The sequence below is a fragment of the Candidatus Paceibacterota bacterium genome (assembly GCA_028714275.1).
Taxonomy (GTDB): domain Bacteria; phylum Patescibacteriota; class Minisyncoccia; order Phycocordibacterales; family CAINVO01; genus CAINVO01.
Genome location: JAQTMP010000001.1, coordinates 1 through 18,156, shown reverse-complemented (window position 1 = coordinate 18,156; position 18,156 = coordinate 1). Strand labels below are relative to the sequence as shown.

Sequence of the window (18,156 nt, the reverse complement as noted above, 5' to 3'; positions counted from 1 at the left end):
TATGGCATCACTTTCTATCAAAAAACACGCAACTCAAGTCATCCGCACGCCTCATATTACAGAAAAGGCTAGCCGCGCTGTAGATGCTCAGAATGTCTATACTTTTCAGGTAGAAAAAGAGGCGACCAAAAAAAGCATCGCCAAGGCCGTCACTGAGCTTTACAAAGTGACGCCTCTGAAAGTGGCGATCGTAAATTTGCCTGCCAAGACAGTCATGTCCAAAGGTAAAATTGGTTCAACTAAAGCCATTAAGAAAGCTTACGTGTATTTGAAAAAAGGGGATAAGATTGATTTGATTTAATTTTCAAAAAATACCAAATAAACAATAATTAAACGATATGAAAAGCTATAAACCAACATCTCCATCCCGCCGACAAATGAGCAACATCTCATATCGAGATATTATTACAGCTACTGAGCCCCACAAAGCTCTGACGGGCGGTTTTCGACGCGCAGTGGGCCGCAACAACCAGGGCGTGGTCACCACCCGACACAAAGGGGGAGGACACAAACGCAGTTTCCGAGAGATTGACTTTACTTATGCCAAGCTTGATATACCAGCTATTCTTTCAACTATTGAATACGATCCAAACCGTTCCTCTTTCATTTCCCTTGTGACTTACAAGGATGGTGAAAAACGTTATGTTATATTGCCTAAATCCCTAAAAGTCGGAGACAGTTTCATTGCCTCAGAAAAGGCTGAAATCAAAGCTGGCAATCGTTTACCTCTCAAAAATATTCCCGTCGGTACTTTTGTTTACAATATCGAAGTCAAACCAAAAGGCGGCGGCAAGATTGCCCGCTCTGCCGGAAATTACGCCGAGGTGGTGGCCCACGATGAAGGCTACGCTCAGGTCAAAATGCCATCAAGCGAAGTCCGCAAACTTAAAGAGGATTGCTGGGCCACTGTTGGTGAAGTGTCAAACGATGAAAACCGTCTTCAAAATTACGGAAAAGCCGGACGCAGTCGCTGGATGGGTATCCGTCCTACGGTCCGAGGTACTGCTCAAAACGCCGTTGACCATCCATATGGTGGAGGTGAAGGACGTCAGGGACGAGGTCGCCGCAAAGCCATTTCAGTCTATGGCAAGCCAACAGGCAAGGGTCAGAAGTCTCGGACCCCAAAGAAATATTCAAATAAGCTGATTGTTTCTCGCCGTAAGGTAGGTAAGAAATAAGTTTATTGACTTTAATGATAGTTTTGCTAGTATGAACCAACTAGCTCATTTTGAGCTTTTTATTTACACAACCGTTAAAAAATGACCCGATCACTTAAAAAAGGACCATATGTCGATGAAAAACTCCTCAAGAAAATTGAGGGTAAAAAACCTGTAGAAACGGGGGTTATTCGTACATGGGCCCGACGCAGTCAGATCGCTCCCGAGATGGTCGGTTTCATTTTTGGTGTCCACAATGGCAAGCAGCATCTAGAGGTCCTCGTGACCGAAGAAATGGTGGGCCATCGTTTGGGTGAATTTTCTCCAAGCAAAAAATTCTTGCGACACGGAGGAAAGATGCAGAAAGAACAGGAAGCCGCTAAAAAAGAAGCTGAAATCTCAGCTGCTAAAGCCGCAAAAGCTACCACAGAGCCAGCCAAAAAATAATCTTTGGATAAATCTGAATAAAATATAAAAATCCCATGAAAGCTGCCTTACAAAACTATCGCCAATCACCTCGAAAAGTCCGTCTTGTGGCGGATGTCATTCGTGGAAAAAAAGCCAGTGATGCCCTCAAGGCTCTAGCTTTTGTGGAAAAACGCGCAGCTGAGCCGGTTTTGAAGCTTCTAAACAGTGCTATTGCCAATGCTAAGGCCAATTTTCAGTTAGAGGTTGAGGACTTGATGGTCAAAGAAGTACAGGTCAACAAAGGCGTCGTGCTAAAACGCATTATGCCTCGTGCTCGCGGGTCAGCTTCACGGATCAACAAGCGTTCAAGCCATGTTTCGATTATTTTGGATGTAGCCAAAAAGGCGATAGAAAAGCCTGCTAAAAAGAAAGTAACTTCAACGAAAAAATAAATATATGTCACACACCGTTCACCCTTATGCTCATAGACTTGGTATCATTCGCGATTGGAGATCACGCTGGTTTGGGGTAAACGCACAGTATCGAGAATATTTGAAAGAGGATATGCTTCTTCGCGAATGGCTTGAGAAGAAACTCCGTGGCAGCTACGTCTCTGATATTGAAATGGAGCGCAGTGCCAAAGCTCTACGCATTGTTCTCAAGACTTCACGCCCAGGTATGATTATTGGCCGGTCAGGCGAGGGGGCTGCCAAGCTTCGTGCAGACATTGAAAAGTATCTAGAAAAAATCTCCGCCAATTCTGCCAAAATACCAGGCTCCCTCAAAAAAGGGGCTCAAGAAAAGAAACAAGAGCTCAAGCTAGACATCGAAGAAGTCAAAAATCCAGAAGCCAGCTCAGCTATTGTGGCTCAAATGGTAGCAGAAGGCCTTGAAAAACGTATGCCTTTCCGCCGTGTCATGAAGCAGATGGTAGAAAAATCAATGGCTAGTCGTGAAGTTCAGGGTATTAAGATCTTGCTTTCAGGCCGTCTCGGGGGTGCCGATATGTCCCGAAAAGAAGAGCTTAAGAAAGGTCGTATTCCTCTCCAAACCTTGCGTGCTGATATCGATTTCAAACGATATGAGGCGCATTTGCCGTACGGAAATATTGGCATCAAGGTCTGGATTTACAAAGGTGAAATTTTTGAGAAGGATTTAAAATAAACCTTTTTATTCAATAAAAAAACTACTATGCTCGTCCCACGAAAAGTAAAACATCGAAAATGGCACACCGCCCGCAAGAATCCTAAAAAAGTAGGAGTCGCTTCTCGCGGCATCACTTTGGCCTTCGGAGCTTTTGGTCTCAAAGCCACAACCGCTTCCCGTGTTCGTTCCAATCAGCTGGAATCAGCTCGAAAAGTCCTTTCCCGCTCAGCTTCAAAAACTGGCCGTATTTGGATTCGAGTCTTTACAGATCGTCCTTACACTCAAAAAGCCGCTGAAGTAGGCATGGGTCACGGCAAAGGAGATCCCCAGGGCTATTGTTTTCAGGTAAAGCCAGGGCATGTTCTTTTTGAGATTGACGGGGTAGAGGAGTCGGTCGCCCGCGAAGCTCTCCGAAAGGCTGGTACCAAGCTTCCAGTGAAAACAAGGATTATTAGCCGTGCCCATACTCTCTACTAATCCGCATCCAACCAAACATATGTCTGAATACAAAGGAAAAAATCAAAAAGACTTAATCAAAGAGCTGACGGAAAAGAAATCAAAGCTCAACGAATTTAGATTTGCTGTAGCCGGCAGTAAAGCTAAAAACGTACGCGAAGGCCGTGTGCTTCGCCGTGATATTGCCCGCATCATGACTGAAATTTCTACCCCTTCAGCTTCCAAAAAATAATTTAAGTCAATTTTAATAAAAATTTAAAAAATACCATGCCTGAAAAAAAATCAACAATCAAAAAGACCGCAACTGATACGGATACCGCTGCAAAGGCGAGCAAAAAGCGCGTGCTTTCAGGTGTGGTCACATCAGACAAGATGAAAGATACTGTGGTGGTGAGAATCAGCCGCTTTGTAAAAGCGCCAAAGTATGGTAAATACATAGAGCGCTCAAAGAAATACAAAGCCCACAATCCTGGTAATACCAAGAAAATCGGGGACAAGGCAGATATTCAGGAATGTGCTCCTATTTCAAAGGATAAGCGCTTTACAGTCATCAAATAAAAAATTAACCAACTACCATGATACAGCCACGATCAATTGTAAATATTGCAGACAACTCCGGCGCCAAGATCGGACGTATCTTTAAGGTGCTTGGCAGTTCCAAAAAGCGCTACGCTGAGATTGGGGAGCTTGTTGTCCTTTCAGTCCAAAAAGCGGAGCCTCGCAAACAAGTCAAGAAAAAGGATGTTTTACAAGCTGTAGTTGTTCGCCAAAAGAAGGCTTTTCGTCGCAAAGACGGTTCCTACATTCGTTTTGATGAAAATGCAGTGGTTATTGTGGACAAGGTCAAGGGTGAGCCTATTGCCGGTCGCATCTTCGGACCAATTCCTCGCGAGCTTTCCGAGAAAGGCTACCAGAAGATCGCTTCACTTGCCCCAGAAGTCGTCTAGTTTTCAATCTAATAAAAATTTATGAATATCAAAAAAGGAGATTCAGTCATCATCATCACAGGCAAAGATAAAGGTGCTAAAGGCAAGGTGGTCAAGTCTATTCCCAAGGAATCAGCTGTGGTGGTAGAAGGGATCAATATGCGTAAGCGCCACAAAAAGCCAACCCGTAGCGGAGCCAAGGGTCAGGTGGTTGAATATGCCGCTCCCATCCATGTTTCAAACGTTAAGCTCGCATAAATTTTATGAAAACACAATCACACACTATAAAAGATAAAGAAAAAGCTCTTTTTGATGAAATGAAAGGAGATTTTGGTTTTAAAAACAAGATGGAAGCTCCTCAGCTCGTCAAAGTTGTCATTGGTTCGGCCACTGGCTCGGTCAAAGATGCCAACAAGAAGAAACTTATCGGCGACCGTCTTACAAAGATCACTGGTCAGAAAGTGGCTGAGAAAGCCGCCAAAAAATCAATCGCTACCTTCAAGGTGCGAGAAGGCGATCCTGTCGGCTATCAGGTCACTCTCCGTGGTGACCGTATGTATAGCTTTCTTGATAAGCTTGTAAACATTGCTCTCCCTCGTACCCGTGACTTCCGTGGCCTCAAGCCAGAAGCCATTGACGCTATGGGCAACTTTACCATTGGGGTTAAAGAGCACACCGTCTTTCCTGAAACTTCAGATGAAGAGCTCAAAGATGTCTTTGGTTTTGCGGTTACTATCGTAACTACTTCAAAGGATAAAAAACTTACTCGGGCGATGTTGGAGAAGTTGGGTTTTCTTTTCAAAAAATAGCCCAAACTAAATAGTGGTTTTTGGAGACACAGAAAATTTCTGCTGAAATTTTCTTTATCCTCGCCAACGCTTTGGCTGCGGGGTCTCCAAAAACCACTATTTATTTAGCGCAACTGTTTAAACAGAAAACCCACCCTCAACTGGCAGGATGGGTTCCTGGGTTGAGTGGCGGGTTTTATACTTCAGACATAGCCGAGGGCGCCCGAAAAATTGTCTGAGGATCGCATATTTCAATGCGTGCAAGATCATGCGGAAACTGACACAATGCCTGACTTTCGATCAGCCAAAGTGCAAATTCTGCAAGCATTGCTTTTTCTTCTTCTTCAGCTCTGGCGAAGGTTGCATAGCGGCGAAGGGTTACCTTTTGAAAAAGCTCCTCAGCCACCAGCTCGTACCGTTCACGTCTAGTACTAGAAAGGTGAGACATGTTTTTACCGAAGAGGTAGGCAATAATTATTTGGGCTAGATAGGCGCAGGCCTTGTGCCCGTTCTTCGCCCATTCTTCAGATGTTTCCTCGAGTCTGTAAATATCTTTGTGTGCTTCTTCGTGGAGAGCCTGACGCTCACTTCCACGTTTCATAAATGCTTTGGACATAATTTGTATCCTTTTGCTTGTTGAACGGTTTTCTAAATCAAAAGATACAATCAAATTATTATTTAGTCAAGTTTTCTTAACAGTTCAATACCTCAGCATTACTTTATTCGGCTGCGCACCCGGGAGAATGTTCGAATAAATATCACCTCGAGCGAATCAAAAAAATACCAGCAACAAGGAAAATTATGCCAAAAATAGGGTATAGGAAAAGATTAAGAAACAAAGTATCCAAATATCCAAAGACTCTTTTTACTCATAGTAGCTACATAAGGCGTATTAATCTAAGTATACCCTAGATGTTTCGTAAGGAAAAATGCTTTGTTGACATATATCTGTAATATATATAAGATATATACGTCTCAATAGACGATAATGTATGACAAACAAAAAAACCAATGAACACACAAATAATTTTTAATATAAATAGTAAACTTAAGGAGAAAGCTATGAAAAAGGCCCAAAATGAGGGGATTCCATTTTCTTCTGTGCTTAAGCTGGCTACCAAGGCTTTTGTTGATGGGCAGCTTGATATTGGCCTAGTTTCACAACAGAAAATAAGCGCTCAGACACGAGCCATGCTTATTCGTGAAATCAAGGATATCAAAGAAGGCAAAGATATATCCCCAAGCTTTAATAGTACCAATGAGGCTGTAGCTTATCTCAAGAGTTTGTAAAATAAATTTGTAAGAAATGCTGCAGATCAGATACAAAAAACACTTTACTAAGAAATTTAAGAAGCTTCCAAGCAAAATAAAAACGCAGTTTTACCGAAGATTAGAGGTTTTTCACAAAAACCAGTTTGATCCAGTCCTAAACAAGCATTCTGTGGATAGGGCGTTTCCCGATTGCCGGAGTATCAATATAACAGGGGATTATAGGGCCATTCTTATGATTGAGGCTGATCTGGTCATATTTATCACAATAGGGACCCATTCCGAACTATATTGACCCTAATAGGACTTGGGAGGGAAATTATTGACTTTATATTGGGTCCCTGCTAGTATAAGCGAACGCTCAAGTGAGCTATTTTTTTACACATTATGGCAAAAACATCAACTAGAGTAAGGGCATTAAAAACACCAAAATTCGCGTCTCGCGTGGTGCGACGTTGTTTTCGATGCTCACGAAAAAACGCTTTTATGCGTGATTTTGGGCTTTGCCGTATTTGTTTTCGTGAAGCTGCCAACGAAGGCCGTATCCCGGGCATCAAAAAATCATCTTGGTAATTCCTGAAAAACCTTAAAATACCTAAAAATAAATGAAAGACTCAATCGCAGAATTAATCACAAAACTCAAGAATGCCAATGTTTCAGGCAAGGAGACTGTTTCTTTTCCATATTCAAAAATGCGTGAGCAAATTCTCAACACTCTAGAAAAGCGTGGTTTTGTTAAAGCTGTTGGCAAAAAGGGCAAAAAGGTCAATAAGGCGCTTGAGGCAGCCCTTGTCTATGAGGATGGCAAATCCCGCATCCAAGGCGTGTCTCAGATTTCAAAGTTTTCAAAACGCATTTATTACAAAGTATCTGATATCAAGCCTGTGCGAAACGGTTTTGGCGCCTTGATCATCACTACTCCCCAGGGAATCATGACTGATCTCGAAGCTCGCAAAGCTAAAGTCGGAGGTGAGCCTCTCTTTAAAATTTGGTAAAAATTCTAAATTCATTTAATTAAAATTTATGTCACGAATCGGCAAAAAAATCATCACAATCCCGGCAAACACTACAGTCACTGTGGATGGCGGTCGAGTGACTATCAAAGGTCCAAAAGGCGAGCTGACTCGAACTTTTCGTGACTCTGTAGAGGTAAAAGTAGAGGGTAATACCGTCATTCTCAATCCAAAACGTAACGACATCGCTACGCGGGCTCTTTGGGGGACTTATGCTTCGCACCTTATCAATATGATGGAAGGAGTGACGGCTCTTTTTACAAAGAAACTCATCATTGAGGGTATTGGTTACCGTGCAGAAGTTGCCGGTGCAGACCTCACTCTTATTATTGGCTTTTCTCACCCGGTAAAAGTGGCCATTCCAAAAGAGCTTAAAGTTACTTCAGAAAAAGGCGTCATCACTATTGTTGGTGCAGACAAAGAGACCGTGGGTGAGTTTGCGGCTACTATTCGCTCATGGAAAAAACCAGAGCCCTACAAAGGCAAAGGTATTCGTTACGAGGGTGAAGTAATTCGCCGCAAGCAAGGCAAAAAATCTGTCTAAAGTCTAAAATTTAAAATATATTTATGATTAACAAAAGCAAACATCAGCAACGAGAAAGACGACGCAAGCGCATTCGCGCCAAGGTTGCAGGCACTGCCGAGCGTCCTCGCTTAGCCATCTTTAAATCAAACAAAGCGATCTACGCCCAGCTCATCAACGATGATGCGGGGACTACTCTTGCTTCAGCTACGTCTTTGGCGATGAAGGGTAAAAATAAAACAGAGCAGGCCAAGATGGTGGGCGTTGCCGTAGCGAAAGCGGCCGCGGAGAAAGGTTTGAAATTGGCTGTGTTTGACCGTGGCGGCTTTATTTACACCGGCCGTGTCCGAGCACTTGCAGAAGGGGCTCGTGAAGGCGGACTTGTCTTTTAACTCATTTTCTATACACTAAAACCCACAAATACTATGTCTACTCCCGATACAGAAACAAATACAAATCCCACAGAAGCTACAGTAGCTGCACCAGCAGCCGCTCCTTTTGCAGCTGCCGCAGCCGCCAATCCTACTCCAGGCCTAGGAAGAGGGGGTTTTCGTAGTGGTGGCCCAGGAAGAGGGGGTGATCGTGGCGGAGACCGTGGCGGCCGAGGCGGCAGTCGTGGAGGCCCCCGACGAGAGCCTCGTGCCAAGCCCGAGTTTGATCAGAAGATTCTTGAAATCCGCCGCGTGACTCGCGTGGCTTCAGGAGGACGTCGCTTTAGTTTTAGTGTCGCTATTGTGGCTGGGGACAAAAAAGGCCGTGTAGGTGTGGGTACAGGCAAGGCAGGAGATACTTCCTTGGCTATCGAAAAAGCTTTGAAAAATGCCAAGAAACACATGATCACTATTAAAACTACATCAGACATGTCTATCCCTCATGAAGTTTCTGCAAAATATTCAAGCGCTCGCCTTGAAATCATGCCGGCTAAAGGCAAAGGGCTCGTGGCCGGATCAGCTATTCGTATCGTGCTTGAGCTTGCCGGAGTCAAAGACATTGTGGCCAAGCTCCTTTCTCCAAGCAAAAACCAGCTAAACATTGCTCAGGCTACCATAAAAGCGCTTTCAGAATTAAAGCTTCGTACTTCGAAAGCGACCGCAGCCCCTTTGGCAACAGCGACAAAATAATTCAAATATATGCAGACACACAACCTAAAACGAAGATTTAAAAATAAGAAAAGTACTCAAGTAGGTCGCGGAGGTACTCGGGGTAAAACATCTGGACGAGGAACCAAAGGTCAGAACGCTCGAGCGGGTCGCAAAAAGCGTCCAGAGCTTCGTGATATTATCAAGAAGATTCCAAAATTGCGTGGACGAGGACGCAACTCAAACCTTTCTATTCAAAACAAGCCAGTTGTCGTCAACCTAGATGCTATCGAACGTCATCTCAAGGCTGGTGTGGTGGAGGTAAATCCTACAACTCTAGTCGCTTCAGGACTCGTCACTTTTTACAAAGGTAAAAAGCCAGTAGTTAAGATTTTGGGTACGGGTGAGCTGACTCGAAAGATCGTGGTCACTTCATGTGCCGTTTCCGCTAGTGCTAAAGCCAAGATTGAGAAAGCGGGAGGTGGAGTAAAATAATGAATACTTTTATCGAAAAATGTAAGTTGGTCATCCAAGATCGGACTTTGCGCAACCGAGTCCTTTTTATGCTTGGCTCACTTGTAGTTTTTCGTCTTCTTGCTGCAGTGCCAATCCCAGGTGTAGATATTGCCAAGCTCAATATATTTTTTAATAGCAACCAATTTTTTGGTTTGCTCAACGTCTTTTCCGGTGGAGGACTTTCTACCCTTTCTATTGTGATGCTTGGTGTTGGTCCTTATATCACGGCTTCTATTATCATGCAGCTTTTGACCATGATGTCTCCAACTCTCAAAGCTATGTATCAAGAGGAGGGGGAGCTTGGTCGCAAAAAATTTAGTCAATACTCACGTATTTTGACCGTCCCTCTAGCTTTCATCCAGGCTTTTGGTTTTATTGTGCTCTTGGAGCGACAGGGGGTTGTGGGAGCTTTGTCAGGCATCTCTTTGATCACCAACGTTATTACTATCGTCTCTGGTTCTATTCTCCTCATGTGGGTTGGAGAGCTTATGACAGAGTTTGGCATTGGCAACGGCGTTTCGATGATTATCTTTTCAGGTATCGTCTCTCGGATTCCTCAAGCTCTCAACCAAACCCTCTTTAGCTTCGACCAGAGTCAGATCCCTATGTACACTGGTGTCTTTATCATGACCTTGGTGGTTATTTATCTAGTAGTAATCGTGACCGAAGCTGAGCGCCCACTCCCTGTCACTTATTCAAAACGGGTTCGGGGCAACAAGGTTTATGGAGGTATCTCTACTTACCTCCCTCTTCGCCTCAATCAAGCTGGAGTGATCCCTATCATCTTCGCCCTCTCTATCCTTCTTTTTCCTCAGATGATTTTCAATCTTTTGAGCCATCTCGGCAATGCCACTATCAGTGGTATTTCAACCCAGATTTTGAATATCATAGCCAACCAGTGGGTCTATGCCGGTGCTTATTTTATGCTCGTATTCCTCTTTACGTATTTCTATACTGCTGTCACATTTGACCCTCACATGATTTCTACCAATCTCCAACGAGGCGGCGCTTTCATTCCCGGCATTCGTCCAGGTGAGCCTACCTCAGAATATTTATCCAAAGTAGTTACTCGTATTACCCTTGTCGGAGCCATCTTTCTCGGTGTCATCGCGGTTTTGCCCGTTATCCTGCCTTTGATTGTGCCAGGCGTGCCAAAATCTCTAGCTGTAGGAGGTACCGCGCTCTTGATCGTGGTTTCAGTTGTTCTCGATCTTGTTAAAAAGATAGATGCTCAGATTTCCATGCGGGAGTATTAGAAATTCTCCAAAAGACCTTTCTCACTAAAGCGCTCGAAGACTCGCTAACCCGTTCTAAAGGTCTTTTGGAGAATTTTATTTTATTTTTAAAATTGCTTTTATAAATAAATATTCCCCGCCTTGTGGGCGGGGCCGGCAGGGAATCACTTGATTCTCTGTATGTGAAAGTATACTAACAAATCAGCCGATAATCTGTCAATAAGATAGAATATTGGTACCCAGAAGTAAAGACTTTTTGGAGACCCCGCAGCCAAAGCGTTGGCGAGGACAAGGAAAATTTTAGCAAAAATTTTCCGTGTCTCCAAAAAGTCTTTACTTCTGGGTACCAATTTTTCTCCATTTCTGTATAATAGCCCTATGAAACAACCCCAGACCTTTATTTTTATAGGCCGCTCAGGCTGTGGTAAGGGCACGCAGGCGGAGCTTCTAAAGGAGCACTTAATAAAACAGGACAAGATAGCGATTGAGGCTATGGAAAAGGAGACGGGAGAGGTTGTTGCGCCTGAAAACCAAACAAGTGTGTATTACCTGGAGACAGGCTTACATTTCCGGAGTTTTATGTCCGAAAAGGGTTCGTCCAATAAATTGGCTAGTGAAGTGTCAGCTTTAGGAAATCGCCAGCCAGATTTTTTAGCCATCTGGATGTGGTCCAATCTTTTGATCAGAGAATTCAACCCTAAAGATCAGCTAATTATCGATGGGTCACCCCGTTCTCATGAGGAAGCGGTTATTTTGGATACAGCCATGAGGTTTTATAAAAGAGAAATGCCCTTTGTGGTTTACCTGGATGTTAGTCGCGAATGGTCGCGTAAGCACCTGCTTTCGCGGGGGCGTGAGGACGATATTGATATTGCCATGATTGAGAAACGCCTAGACTGGTACCAGCGGGATGTTATTCCAGCTATCAATTATTTTAAGGAAAATGAGAATTATCATTTTTTACACATAAATGGCGAACAGCCAGTCGAGAAAGTGCAGCGTGATTTGATCAACGAAATCAATTCTCGCATCTAACACCTTGAGCCAATGATTACTATCAAAACACCCGAAGATATCGCAAAACTCCGAAAGGCAGGGAAAATCCTAGCTCAAATTTTAAAGGAACTATCAGAGACAACTGTGGAGGGTATTTCTACCAAGGAAATTGATGATAAGGCCAATGAACTTTGTAAAAAATATAAATCGGTTCCAGTTTTTCTAAATTATCAACCATATGGTGCCGATCGTCCCTATCCTGCAAGCATTTGCGTCTCCATCAATGATGAAATTGTACATGGTATTCCAAATGAAAGGCCTCGGATCTTGAAAACGGGCGACGTCGTCACTCTGGACATGGGTATTTCGTATCAAAACATGATTGTGGATAGCGCCACGACTGTCGGGGTTGGAAAGGTAGACGCGGGCGCCCAAAAGCTCATGGACGTCACGCGGGGGGCCTTGGCCGCTGGCATCAAAGCCTCACAGGTGGGCGCCCGCACCGGTGACATTGGCCTCGCTATTGAAAGTTTTGTCAAAAAAAACAGCAAGTTTGGTATCGCCGAAAATCTAGGCGGACATGGAGTGGGCTATGAAGTACATGAAGACCCTTTTGTGCCAAATATTGGCAAAAAAGGTCAAGGTCCCGCTCTCAAACCTGGCATGGTCATAGCCGTGGAGCCGATCATCAATGAAGGTACCCCTCGCGCTACTATGGATAGTGATGGTTACACCTATCGAACAGCCGATGGTAAGCGTAGCGCTCAGTTCGAACACACTATTGTTATCACCGAAAAAGGCCCAGAAATTTTGACTGTGCTATAATTTAGACATGAACAGTTTGAAATCTCCGGAAAATTCCGAAAATCTTCAAGAAGAAATTCCAAAGAGCGAAATCGGTAAAATCGAAAAAATGAGACAAGCTCCGTTGGGGGAGGCTATTTTAATTGCTCAAAATAAAAGAGTCAATCCCCACGTCGAGCGAGAGGCGAAACGTTTGCAAAATTTGCGCTTAGAGCTGGCTCTTTTCCCAGATTTTGAGGAGGGAAGTGAGAAAGCCGGCCAAAAAAAAGAAGCCCGGGAGACTCTAAAATACATAGAGCAGGACTCGCGTTTCGAATCTATTTTGCAGGAGCTTCAATATAGCTGGGAACAGCTCCTTGGGGATGCGCCCAATCGAGAGGTGGACCTTCACAATTACATGGAAAATGGCGTAGTTAATGGTAAAAGGGTCAAAAGCGGCAGGGAACGCGCCTTTGAAATATTTTCAGAACGTTTTCCAACAGAGGCGGCTGAGTATGACGAGGCTGAAAGAGTTCGGGTCTATGAAGATTATAAAAAGGATCCAGCTGTCAAAAAATTGGAGGGCCAAATCAAAGAAATCAACGATGGAGACTTTGTGGGCAACAATTTTAACGAGATGAGGTCCAAAAAGGCTAGAGCCGTTTCAGAAAAATACAAAGCCTTTTTTGAACAATATCCTGAAAAAACCGAAAAATACGCTGAGAGAAACCTACCCTTCAAAGTCGCTTACGAAGAGTACAAAGGAGGTATATAATGTAGCTCATGGAAAAGTTTTCTTCACCTCAAGAAGAGCTGACATATTTACGCGAACAAGTCGCGGCCAAAGAGCGTGCCCTCAATGAGCAGGGTGTCGAAAATAAGCTTGAGCATGTGATCAAGCATCAAGTGAAGACCTATCGTGCAGCAGAGCCTTCAGAGGTCCTTCATGAATCCTTCAAGATTCCTGAGCAGAGCCGTGATGAGATTGTGCTTGACCTTTCACCTGAGCCTCACGACAAGCAGATTGAGGCTTTGCTGCATATTCTTTATGAGAAAGGCGTCATGAATGTCCTTTCAGTGATTGAGGGGATGAACAACCCACATCTCGAGGATGATTTTCATCGTTTTTTGGTTGAGTACATCAAAAAAGGTTTTCCTGTCGCTGGGCTAAAAGAGGGCACGCCCTTTTCTAAATCGCTTAGGCACACTCTTTTTGAAGTAGCCTTGCCTGAAGTAAAAAAGGAGGAGCAATCAAAACAGCTCAAGGAGCTTATTTCCTCAATGGAGCAGTTTTATGCCGGCATGCTTTCAGTTGAGACGCGGGCGCGAGACGACCATTTTTCGATCGAGCTTGCCGTCCGAGAAGGAAGCCATGAATTTATTTTTTATGTTTCGGTGCCAGATGAAAAAGCGGCGCTTTTTGAAAAGCAAATCCTCTCTATTTTTCCGGACGCCAAGCTGATCGAGCAGAAAAATGACTACAATATCTTCAATCCAGCTGGGATTGCCCTTGGCTCATTTGCTACTCAAGCAAAAAATCCTATTTTTCCTATCAAGACCTACGAACAGTTTGACTATGATCCTCTCAACGTCATCCTCAACACTCTTTCAAAGCTCAAAAAGGACGGTGAGGGGGCCTCTATCCAAATTGTCATAAATCCTCGAGGGGCTTATTATGTTGGCCGTTACAAAGAGGCCCTTAAAGAAATCACTAAAGGCGTGTCCACCAAAAAGGCCATTGATATAAGGCATACTTTTTTGGGTGAGTTTAGCAAGGTCGGGGCGGATTTGATGAAAGACTTGATCAAGGGGCCTAAAGAAAAAGATAAAGAAAAACCTCAAGTTGTCGATGAAATTGCAGTAGAAAATATAAAATTAAAAATCAGCACCCCGATCGTCGAAGCCAACATCCGCATCCTCGCCTCAGCCGAAAACCGGGCCCGCGCGGCGGATATTTTGACAGACATAGAGTCTTCTTTCAATCAGTTTGAAAATACGCTGGGCAACACCTTAAAATTCAAACGAGCGGAGCGTCCTGCGGACTTGAAAAAAGTGATCCGAGATTTTTCCTTTCGTTCCTTTGAAGAGGTTTCAGCCATGCCTTTGTCCTTGCAGGAAATCACTTCATTGATGCACTTTCCAGGGGAAAGTGTGACCTCGTCTCCTCAGCTCAAGCAGTCAAAGGCGGGCACCGCCTCCGCACCGCTCGGTCTGCCCACCGAAGGTATTTTGCTCGGCATCAACAAGCATCGCAATCTTGAGACCCCTATATATATTGCTCCTGAAGATCGTTTGCGTCATATGTATGTCATCGGTCAGACAGGTACGGGTAAAACGACGCTACTCAAGAATATGATCATCCAGGATATCAAAAACGGAGAGGGGGTGTGTTTTATTGATCCGCACGGTTCAGACGTTCAGGATATTTTAGCTAACATTCCACCCGAGCGCTATGAAGATGTGATTTATTTTGATCCTGCCCACACTGCTCGCCCAATGGGTCTCAACATGCTCGAATACAATCTTGATTTTCCGGAGCAGAAAACTTTTGTGGTCAATGAGCTTTTCAGTATTTTTCAAAAACTTTATGGCGCCGTGCCTGAGTCTATGGGTCCGATGTTTGAGCAGTATTTCCGTAATGCCACAATGCTCGTCATCGAAGATCCTGAGAGCGGCAACACATTACTCGATGTGTCTCGCGTGATGGCCGTTAAAAGTTTTCGCGATCTCAAAATTGCTCGTTGCAAAAATCCGGTGGTGGTCCAGTTTTGGCGAGAAATCGCGGAAAAAGCTGGAGGGGAGGGCGCTCTTCAAAATATGGTGCCATATATCACCAGTAAATTCGACGTCTTTTTGGCCAATGAAATCATGCGCCCTATTATTGCTCAGGAACATTCCGCCTTTGATTTTAGAGATATTATGGACAAAAAGAAAATCCTGCTGGTCAATCTTTCTAAGGGCCGTCTTGGAGCGATCAACTCCAACCTCATTGGTCTCATTCTTGTCGGCAAAATTTTGATGGCTGCTCTTTCCCGCGTGGATTCTTTTGGAAAGGCGGCGTTGCCTCCATTTTATTTGTACATTGATGAGTTTCAAAACATTACTACCGATTCCATCTCTACTATTCTTTCCGAAGCTCGCAAATATAAACTTTCCCTCACTATTGCCCATCAGTTTATCGCTCAGCTCGATGAAAAAATCAAAGATTCCGTTTTTGGCAACGTCGGCTCGATGGCAGTCTACCGTGTTGGTTCTGATGATGCCGAGTTTCTGGCTAAGCAATTTGAACCAGTTTTCACGGCGCAAGATATTATGAATATCGACAATCACAATGCATACCTGCGGCTTCTTGTTGACGGTCGCCCTACTCGTCCATTTAATATTGAAAAGGCCGGTTTTCCTCCGAAAGGCCGTCCAGAGCTAGTGGACAAGCTAAAAGAGCTTTCGTATCTAAAATTTGGTCGTGCTCGGGAAGAAGTTGAGGAAGAAGTGTTGAAAAAGTACAAAAAGGAGGAAGTGAAAATTGTGTAAAAATTTATCTTTTATTTATATAAATAGAGGATCAGGTGTGTATTGTTGTGTGCATGATACACGAATACATCAAAGGAGACCTAGCTGTTTTTATAGATGCCTCAAACATCTATCATTCTCAAAAAACATTAGGCTGGAAAGTCGACTACATAAAACTTATTGAATATTTAAAAGCTGAAGCAAAACAAGCTGGCTATATAGTCTCTGCTACCCATTTTTATACAGGAGTTTCACCAGAAGACACTAAGCAAAAAGGTTTTTTAACAATACTACAAAATGCAGGATACATTATTCATTCAAAAGAGTTAAAAATTATTCAAAATAGGGATGGAGGAATTTTAAAGAAAGGAAATCTTGACGTTGAGTTGACTCTCGATGCCTATAGATGGAGGGAGGATTATAGGGATATTATTTTATTTTCAGGAGATTCAGATTTTGCTCAGTTGGTCGATCTGTTAAAGATTAAAGGGAAAATGGTGCTCGTGTGTTCAACAAGGAACCATGTATCCATTGAACTTATTCAGCGAGTAAAGTTTATCGACCTAGATAAACTAAGAGGGTTTATTCAAAAAGATGAATAACGTCAAAGGGCCACCTTGCGGTGGCCCTCGATGTAAAACATATACATAATACACCTAGCACTTTTAAAGTCAAATTTTTTAAAAACAAAATATAAGCCAGTAATATAGGGCTGTAATGTCCATTGCTTTTTATATTAAACGTGATATAATATAGGTAAACAAGTCAGCGGAGTGCTCGCTTTTAGCTAGCACAAAGCCCTTAAAAAATCTCGAGCAATCCTCGAGAAAAAATCATAAATAAAATAAGAAAGGAAACGTCATGGCAACAATTGTCACAGGCGAAATGTATCAAAAAGTTGATGGTCAGCTGTTTGAACTTAAACGGCAGATCCGTCAACCGAATGGTTATCCGTTTGATCCGCAACTTCTCTCGGCGGGCTTGCAAGAGCTCATCGAAGGGTGTTTTGGATCAAGACAACAGCAACAGGTCACCACACACCCCTCCTTCAAGGTCTCGGAAACCAACCTCAGCGAGGCAATCAAACAGGCTGAAAAGTTTGCGAAGAAAATCCTCGGTGTCGCTGGCGGTCTGGACCTGAAAAAGAAATTCGGATTTCCAGAGGATTTGCCATGGCAGAACGTCATGGTCATCTATGATCCTGGCACTCTGAACAACCGTGATGCCGTGCAAAAGGCAATCAAGGATCAGGGGATCGATGAGTGGGAGGAAACTGATGTGATGAACTATTCTGGATCGGAGGCCACTGGGCAGCCGACTCTACACATCATCGAAAACTCACTTCGTCCCAGTCTTGATACCATGAACAAGTCACCGGACATGCTCATGGAAACAGGACGCATCTGGCTCACTCTTCGCAGGTATGCTTTGGCCTTTGGCCTCCGCTACCTTGTATTGAAAGACTACCTGGATCCCGAGACGTGGACATGGTGTCCGAATAACCGCTTGCCATCCGGCGATGTGGCCCGCGGCGGCTGGCGTCCGTACTCTTCGCAGGTCAAGTTCTTCCGGAGCAGCTCCAGCTTTCGGTGCTCCGGCGTGGGGGCTCGTTCGGCAATCCCCGTTCCGCTTGCACCTTAAAACTTGTTCCCTTGGCCCCATTAGTTTGGGTCCTCGGACAAGAAAAAGCGTAGATCACACTCACTTGTGGTCTACGCTTTCCTTTTTATATATAATACATTTGGCTTTTAAATTGATCTATGTAATATAGATAACAATTTGCCATTATAAAGAAATTGCTTGTCTTATTTTACACAATGCACGATATTCCACGTGGTTAACCCAGAAAATTGATCAGCTATTTTTAGTTTTTCGATTTTTGGCGATATGGAAAAAATAAGACAAATAATGAGCGCTTGCCATCCGGCAATGTGGCCAACGGCAACTGGAATCCGAACAATTCGCAGGTCAAGTTCAATTGGAACAACTCCAGCAATCGGAACTCCAACATGGGGGCTCGTTCGGAAGTTTCTACACGGGGGAGTCTATAGAGACTCCTTTTGTGTTATATAAGTAATCCATCCGTTAATCATTTTAGAGATTTCTACGATTTGTTCGGAGAGACGCAGGTATGTTTTAAGATCTAGGATATGGATTTCATTTTCAGTGCGAACAAGGTGTTTGAGGACCTCTGTTCTTACTCGCAAGAATTCAAGTACGGTTTTCTTTTGTAGCTTTGATTTGAATGCAGCTTCTATAGAAAGGGAGAGCATTTCTATACAAGTATCTTCGACCGTAGTGTGGAGGCCTAGTTTGTCTCGTTTGGTAAGTTTGGCACTTATGATATAAAT

At 43.7% G+C, this 18,156-nt stretch carries 27 protein-coding genes and 1 pseudogene; 26 read left to right on the top strand and 2 right to left on the bottom strand.

Annotated elements, in window-relative coordinates; all coding sequences use genetic code 11:
* Position 1 precedes the first annotated feature (1 nt).
* The 11 genes and pseudogenes from rplW to rplE all read left to right on the top strand — a co-directional run bounded on the left by rplW (position 2) and on the right by rplE (position 4,902).
* Positions 2-301 (top strand): 50S ribosomal protein L23, encoded by a 300-nt coding sequence (gene rplW / locus PHF79_00140; protein ID MDD5318219.1) that lies wholly within the window; start codon positions 2-4, stop codon positions 299-301.
* Positions 302-338: 37 nt separating this feature from the next.
* The gene (rplB, locus tag PHF79_00135) at positions 339-1,178 is read left to right on the top strand and encodes a 50S ribosomal protein L2 (GenBank protein ID MDD5318218.1); all 840 of its coding nucleotides are present in this window, start codon (positions 339-341) and stop codon (positions 1,176-1,178) included.
* 81 nt (positions 1,179-1,259) lie between these two features.
* A complete protein-coding gene (rpsS, locus tag PHF79_00130; protein MDD5318217.1) occupies positions 1,260-1,604 on the top strand; it encodes a 30S ribosomal protein S19 in 345 nt (114 codons plus the stop codon).
* 35 nt (positions 1,605-1,639) lie between these two features.
* A complete protein-coding gene (gene rplV, locus PHF79_00125) occupies positions 1,640-2,017 on the top strand; it encodes a 50S ribosomal protein L22 (protein MDD5318216.1) in 378 nt (125 codons plus the stop codon).
* 4 nt (positions 2,018-2,021) lie between these two features.
* The gene (gene rpsC, locus PHF79_00120) at positions 2,022-2,729 is read left to right on the top strand and encodes a 30S ribosomal protein S3 (GenBank protein MDD5318215.1); all 708 of its coding nucleotides are present in this window, start codon (positions 2,022-2,024) and stop codon (positions 2,727-2,729) included.
* A 27-nt stretch (positions 2,730-2,756) separates the two neighbouring features.
* Positions 2,757-3,188 (top strand): 50S ribosomal protein L16, encoded by a 432-nt coding sequence (gene rplP, locus PHF79_00115; protein ID MDD5318214.1) that lies wholly within the window; start codon positions 2,757-2,759, stop codon positions 3,186-3,188.
* Between the two features lie 19 nt (positions 3,189-3,207).
* Complete coding sequence (gene rpmC, locus PHF79_00110) at positions 3,208-3,399, top strand: 50S ribosomal protein L29 (GenBank protein MDD5318213.1); 192 nt, start codon at positions 3,208-3,210, stop codon at positions 3,397-3,399.
* A gap of 56 nt (positions 3,400-3,455) precedes the next feature.
* Positions 3,456-3,725, top strand: a complete 270-nt coding sequence (gene rpsQ / locus PHF79_00105) for a 30S ribosomal protein S17 (protein ID MDD5318212.1) — start codon at positions 3,456-3,458, stop codon at positions 3,723-3,725.
* A 17-nt stretch (positions 3,726-3,742) separates the two neighbouring features.
* On the top strand, positions 3,743-4,114 hold the full coding sequence (rplN, locus tag PHF79_00100; protein ID MDD5318211.1) for a 50S ribosomal protein L14: 372 nt from the start codon (positions 3,743-3,745) through the stop codon (positions 4,112-4,114).
* Positions 4,115-4,135: 21 nt separating this feature from the next.
* A pseudogene (rplX, locus tag PHF79_00095) lies at positions 4,136-4,345 on the top strand (50S ribosomal protein L24).
* An 11-nt stretch (positions 4,346-4,356) separates the two neighbouring features.
* Positions 4,357-4,902, top strand: a complete 546-nt coding sequence (rplE, locus tag PHF79_00090) for a 50S ribosomal protein L5 (GenBank protein ID MDD5318210.1) — start codon at positions 4,357-4,359, stop codon at positions 4,900-4,902.
* Between the two features lie 175 nt (positions 4,903-5,077).
* Here the strand turns inward: rplE and PHF79_00085 are convergent, their stop codons facing one another.
* Positions 5,078-5,497, bottom strand: a complete 420-nt coding sequence (locus PHF79_00085) for a hypothetical protein (protein MDD5318209.1) — start codon at positions 5,495-5,497, stop codon at positions 5,078-5,080.
* A 395-nt stretch (positions 5,498-5,892) separates the two neighbouring features.
* Between PHF79_00085 and PHF79_00080 the strand changes: the two genes are divergently transcribed.
* The 15 genes from PHF79_00080 to PHF79_00010 all read left to right on the top strand — a co-directional run bounded on the left by PHF79_00080 (position 5,893) and on the right by PHF79_00010 (position 17,856).
* Positions 5,893-6,171, top strand: a complete 279-nt coding sequence (locus PHF79_00080; GenBank protein ID MDD5318208.1) for a hypothetical protein — start codon at positions 5,893-5,895, stop codon at positions 6,169-6,171.
* A gap of 366 nt (positions 6,172-6,537) precedes the next feature.
* Positions 6,538-6,723, top strand: a complete 186-nt coding sequence (locus PHF79_00075; protein MDD5318207.1) for a type Z 30S ribosomal protein S14 — start codon at positions 6,538-6,540, stop codon at positions 6,721-6,723.
* 32 nt (positions 6,724-6,755) lie between these two features.
* Positions 6,756-7,145, top strand: a complete 390-nt coding sequence (rpsH, locus tag PHF79_00070) for a 30S ribosomal protein S8 (GenBank protein MDD5318206.1) — start codon at positions 6,756-6,758, stop codon at positions 7,143-7,145.
* A gap of 28 nt (positions 7,146-7,173) precedes the next feature.
* Positions 7,174-7,707, top strand: coding sequence for a 50S ribosomal protein L6 (gene rplF, locus PHF79_00065; protein ID MDD5318205.1), 534 nt, complete (start codon positions 7,174-7,176; stop codon positions 7,705-7,707).
* Positions 7,708-7,730: 23 nt separating this feature from the next.
* Positions 7,731-8,078: a 50S ribosomal protein L18 gene (rplR, locus tag PHF79_00060; GenBank protein ID MDD5318204.1), complete on the top strand. Its 348-nt coding sequence runs from the start codon at positions 7,731-7,733 to the stop codon at positions 8,076-8,078.
* 33 nt (positions 8,079-8,111) lie between these two features.
* Positions 8,112-8,807 (top strand): 30S ribosomal protein S5, encoded by a 696-nt coding sequence (locus PHF79_00055; protein ID MDD5318203.1) that lies wholly within the window; start codon positions 8,112-8,114, stop codon positions 8,805-8,807.
* A 9-nt stretch (positions 8,808-8,816) separates the two neighbouring features.
* Complete coding sequence (locus PHF79_00050; GenBank protein MDD5318202.1) at positions 8,817-9,260, top strand: uL15 family ribosomal protein; 444 nt, start codon at positions 8,817-8,819, stop codon at positions 9,258-9,260.
* The gene (gene secY / locus PHF79_00045) at positions 9,260-10,537 is read left to right on the top strand and encodes a preprotein translocase subunit SecY (GenBank protein ID MDD5318201.1); all 1,278 of its coding nucleotides are present in this window, start codon (positions 9,260-9,262) and stop codon (positions 10,535-10,537) included. The genes PHF79_00050 and secY overlap by 1 nt, the downstream gene beginning before the upstream one ends.
* A gap of 357 nt (positions 10,538-10,894) precedes the next feature.
* Positions 10,895-11,551, top strand: a complete 657-nt coding sequence (locus PHF79_00040) for a nucleoside monophosphate kinase (protein MDD5318200.1) — start codon at positions 10,895-10,897, stop codon at positions 11,549-11,551.
* 12 nt (positions 11,552-11,563) lie between these two features.
* Complete coding sequence (gene map, locus PHF79_00035; GenBank protein MDD5318199.1) at positions 11,564-12,337, top strand: type I methionyl aminopeptidase; 774 nt, start codon at positions 11,564-11,566, stop codon at positions 12,335-12,337.
* A 7-nt stretch (positions 12,338-12,344) separates the two neighbouring features.
* Positions 12,345-13,070 carry a hypothetical protein gene (locus PHF79_00030; protein ID MDD5318198.1) on the top strand — a complete coding sequence of 242 codons (726 nt, stop codon included), beginning with the start codon at positions 12,345-12,347 and terminating at the stop codon, positions 13,068-13,070.
* 8 nt (positions 13,071-13,078) lie between these two features.
* Positions 13,079-15,826 (top strand): DUF87 domain-containing protein, encoded by a 2,748-nt coding sequence (locus tag PHF79_00025; protein ID MDD5318197.1) that lies wholly within the window; start codon positions 13,079-13,081, stop codon positions 15,824-15,826.
* 53 nt (positions 15,827-15,879) lie between these two features.
* On the top strand, positions 15,880-16,407 hold the full coding sequence (locus PHF79_00020) for an NYN domain-containing protein (protein MDD5318196.1): 528 nt from the start codon (positions 15,880-15,882) through the stop codon (positions 16,405-16,407).
* Between the two features lie 259 nt (positions 16,408-16,666).
* Positions 16,667-17,446 (top strand): hypothetical protein, encoded by a 780-nt coding sequence (locus tag PHF79_00015; GenBank protein MDD5318195.1) that lies wholly within the window; start codon positions 16,667-16,669, stop codon positions 17,444-17,446.
* Positions 17,447-17,721: 275 nt separating this feature from the next.
* Positions 17,722-17,856, top strand: coding sequence for a hypothetical protein (locus PHF79_00010; GenBank protein MDD5318194.1), 135 nt, complete (start codon positions 17,722-17,724; stop codon positions 17,854-17,856).
* On the opposite strand, the gene PHF79_00005 is transcribed toward PHF79_00010, so the two are convergent.
* A partial coding sequence (locus tag PHF79_00005) for a four helix bundle protein (protein ID MDD5318193.1) occupies positions 17,851-18,156 on the bottom strand: 306 nt, incomplete at its 5' end. The genes PHF79_00010 and PHF79_00005 overlap by 6 nt on opposite strands.

Coding starts and splice junctions, on each gene's coding strand:
- rplW (MDD5318219.1), top strand. CDS start 2: ATGGCATCACTTTCTATCAAAAAACACGCAACTCAAGTCATCCGCACG.
- rplB (MDD5318218.1), top strand. CDS start 339: ATGAAAAGCTATAAACCAACATCTCCATCCCGCCGACAAATGAGCAAC.
- rpsS (MDD5318217.1), top strand. CDS start 1,260: ATGACCCGATCACTTAAAAAAGGACCATATGTCGATGAAAAACTCCTC.
- rplV (MDD5318216.1), top strand. CDS start 1,640: ATGAAAGCTGCCTTACAAAACTATCGCCAATCACCTCGAAAAGTCCGT.
- rpsC (MDD5318215.1), top strand. CDS start 2,022: ATGTCACACACCGTTCACCCTTATGCTCATAGACTTGGTATCATTCGC.
- rplP (MDD5318214.1), top strand. CDS start 2,757: ATGCTCGTCCCACGAAAAGTAAAACATCGAAAATGGCACACCGCCCGC.
- rpmC (MDD5318213.1), top strand. CDS start 3,208: ATGTCTGAATACAAAGGAAAAAATCAAAAAGACTTAATCAAAGAGCTG.
- rplN (MDD5318211.1), top strand. CDS start 3,743: ATGATACAGCCACGATCAATTGTAAATATTGCAGACAACTCCGGCGCC.
- rplE (MDD5318210.1), top strand. CDS start 4,357: ATGAAAACACAATCACACACTATAAAAGATAAAGAAAAAGCTCTTTTT.
- PHF79_00085 (MDD5318209.1), bottom strand. CDS start 5,497: ATGTCCAAAGCATTTATGAAACGTGGAAGTGAGCGTCAGGCTCTCCAC.
- PHF79_00080 (MDD5318208.1), top strand. CDS start 5,893: ATGAACACACAAATAATTTTTAATATAAATAGTAAACTTAAGGAGAAA.
- PHF79_00075 (MDD5318207.1), top strand. CDS start 6,538: ATGGCAAAAACATCAACTAGAGTAAGGGCATTAAAAACACCAAAATTC.
- rpsH (MDD5318206.1), top strand. CDS start 6,756: ATGAAAGACTCAATCGCAGAATTAATCACAAAACTCAAGAATGCCAAT.
- rplF (MDD5318205.1), top strand. CDS start 7,174: ATGTCACGAATCGGCAAAAAAATCATCACAATCCCGGCAAACACTACA.
- rplR (MDD5318204.1), top strand. CDS start 7,731: ATGATTAACAAAAGCAAACATCAGCAACGAGAAAGACGACGCAAGCGC.
- PHF79_00055 (MDD5318203.1), top strand. CDS start 8,112: ATGTCTACTCCCGATACAGAAACAAATACAAATCCCACAGAAGCTACA.
- PHF79_00050 (MDD5318202.1), top strand. CDS start 8,817: ATGCAGACACACAACCTAAAACGAAGATTTAAAAATAAGAAAAGTACT.
- secY (MDD5318201.1), top strand. CDS start 9,260: ATGAATACTTTTATCGAAAAATGTAAGTTGGTCATCCAAGATCGGACT.
- PHF79_00040 (MDD5318200.1), top strand. CDS start 10,895: ATGAAACAACCCCAGACCTTTATTTTTATAGGCCGCTCAGGCTGTGGT.
- map (MDD5318199.1), top strand. CDS start 11,564: ATGATTACTATCAAAACACCCGAAGATATCGCAAAACTCCGAAAGGCA.
- PHF79_00030 (MDD5318198.1), top strand. CDS start 12,345: ATGAACAGTTTGAAATCTCCGGAAAATTCCGAAAATCTTCAAGAAGAA.
- PHF79_00025 (MDD5318197.1), top strand. CDS start 13,079: ATGGAAAAGTTTTCTTCACCTCAAGAAGAGCTGACATATTTACGCGAA.
- PHF79_00020 (MDD5318196.1), top strand. CDS start 15,880: ATGATACACGAATACATCAAAGGAGACCTAGCTGTTTTTATAGATGCC.
- PHF79_00015 (MDD5318195.1), top strand. CDS start 16,667: ATGGCAACAATTGTCACAGGCGAAATGTATCAAAAAGTTGATGGTCAG.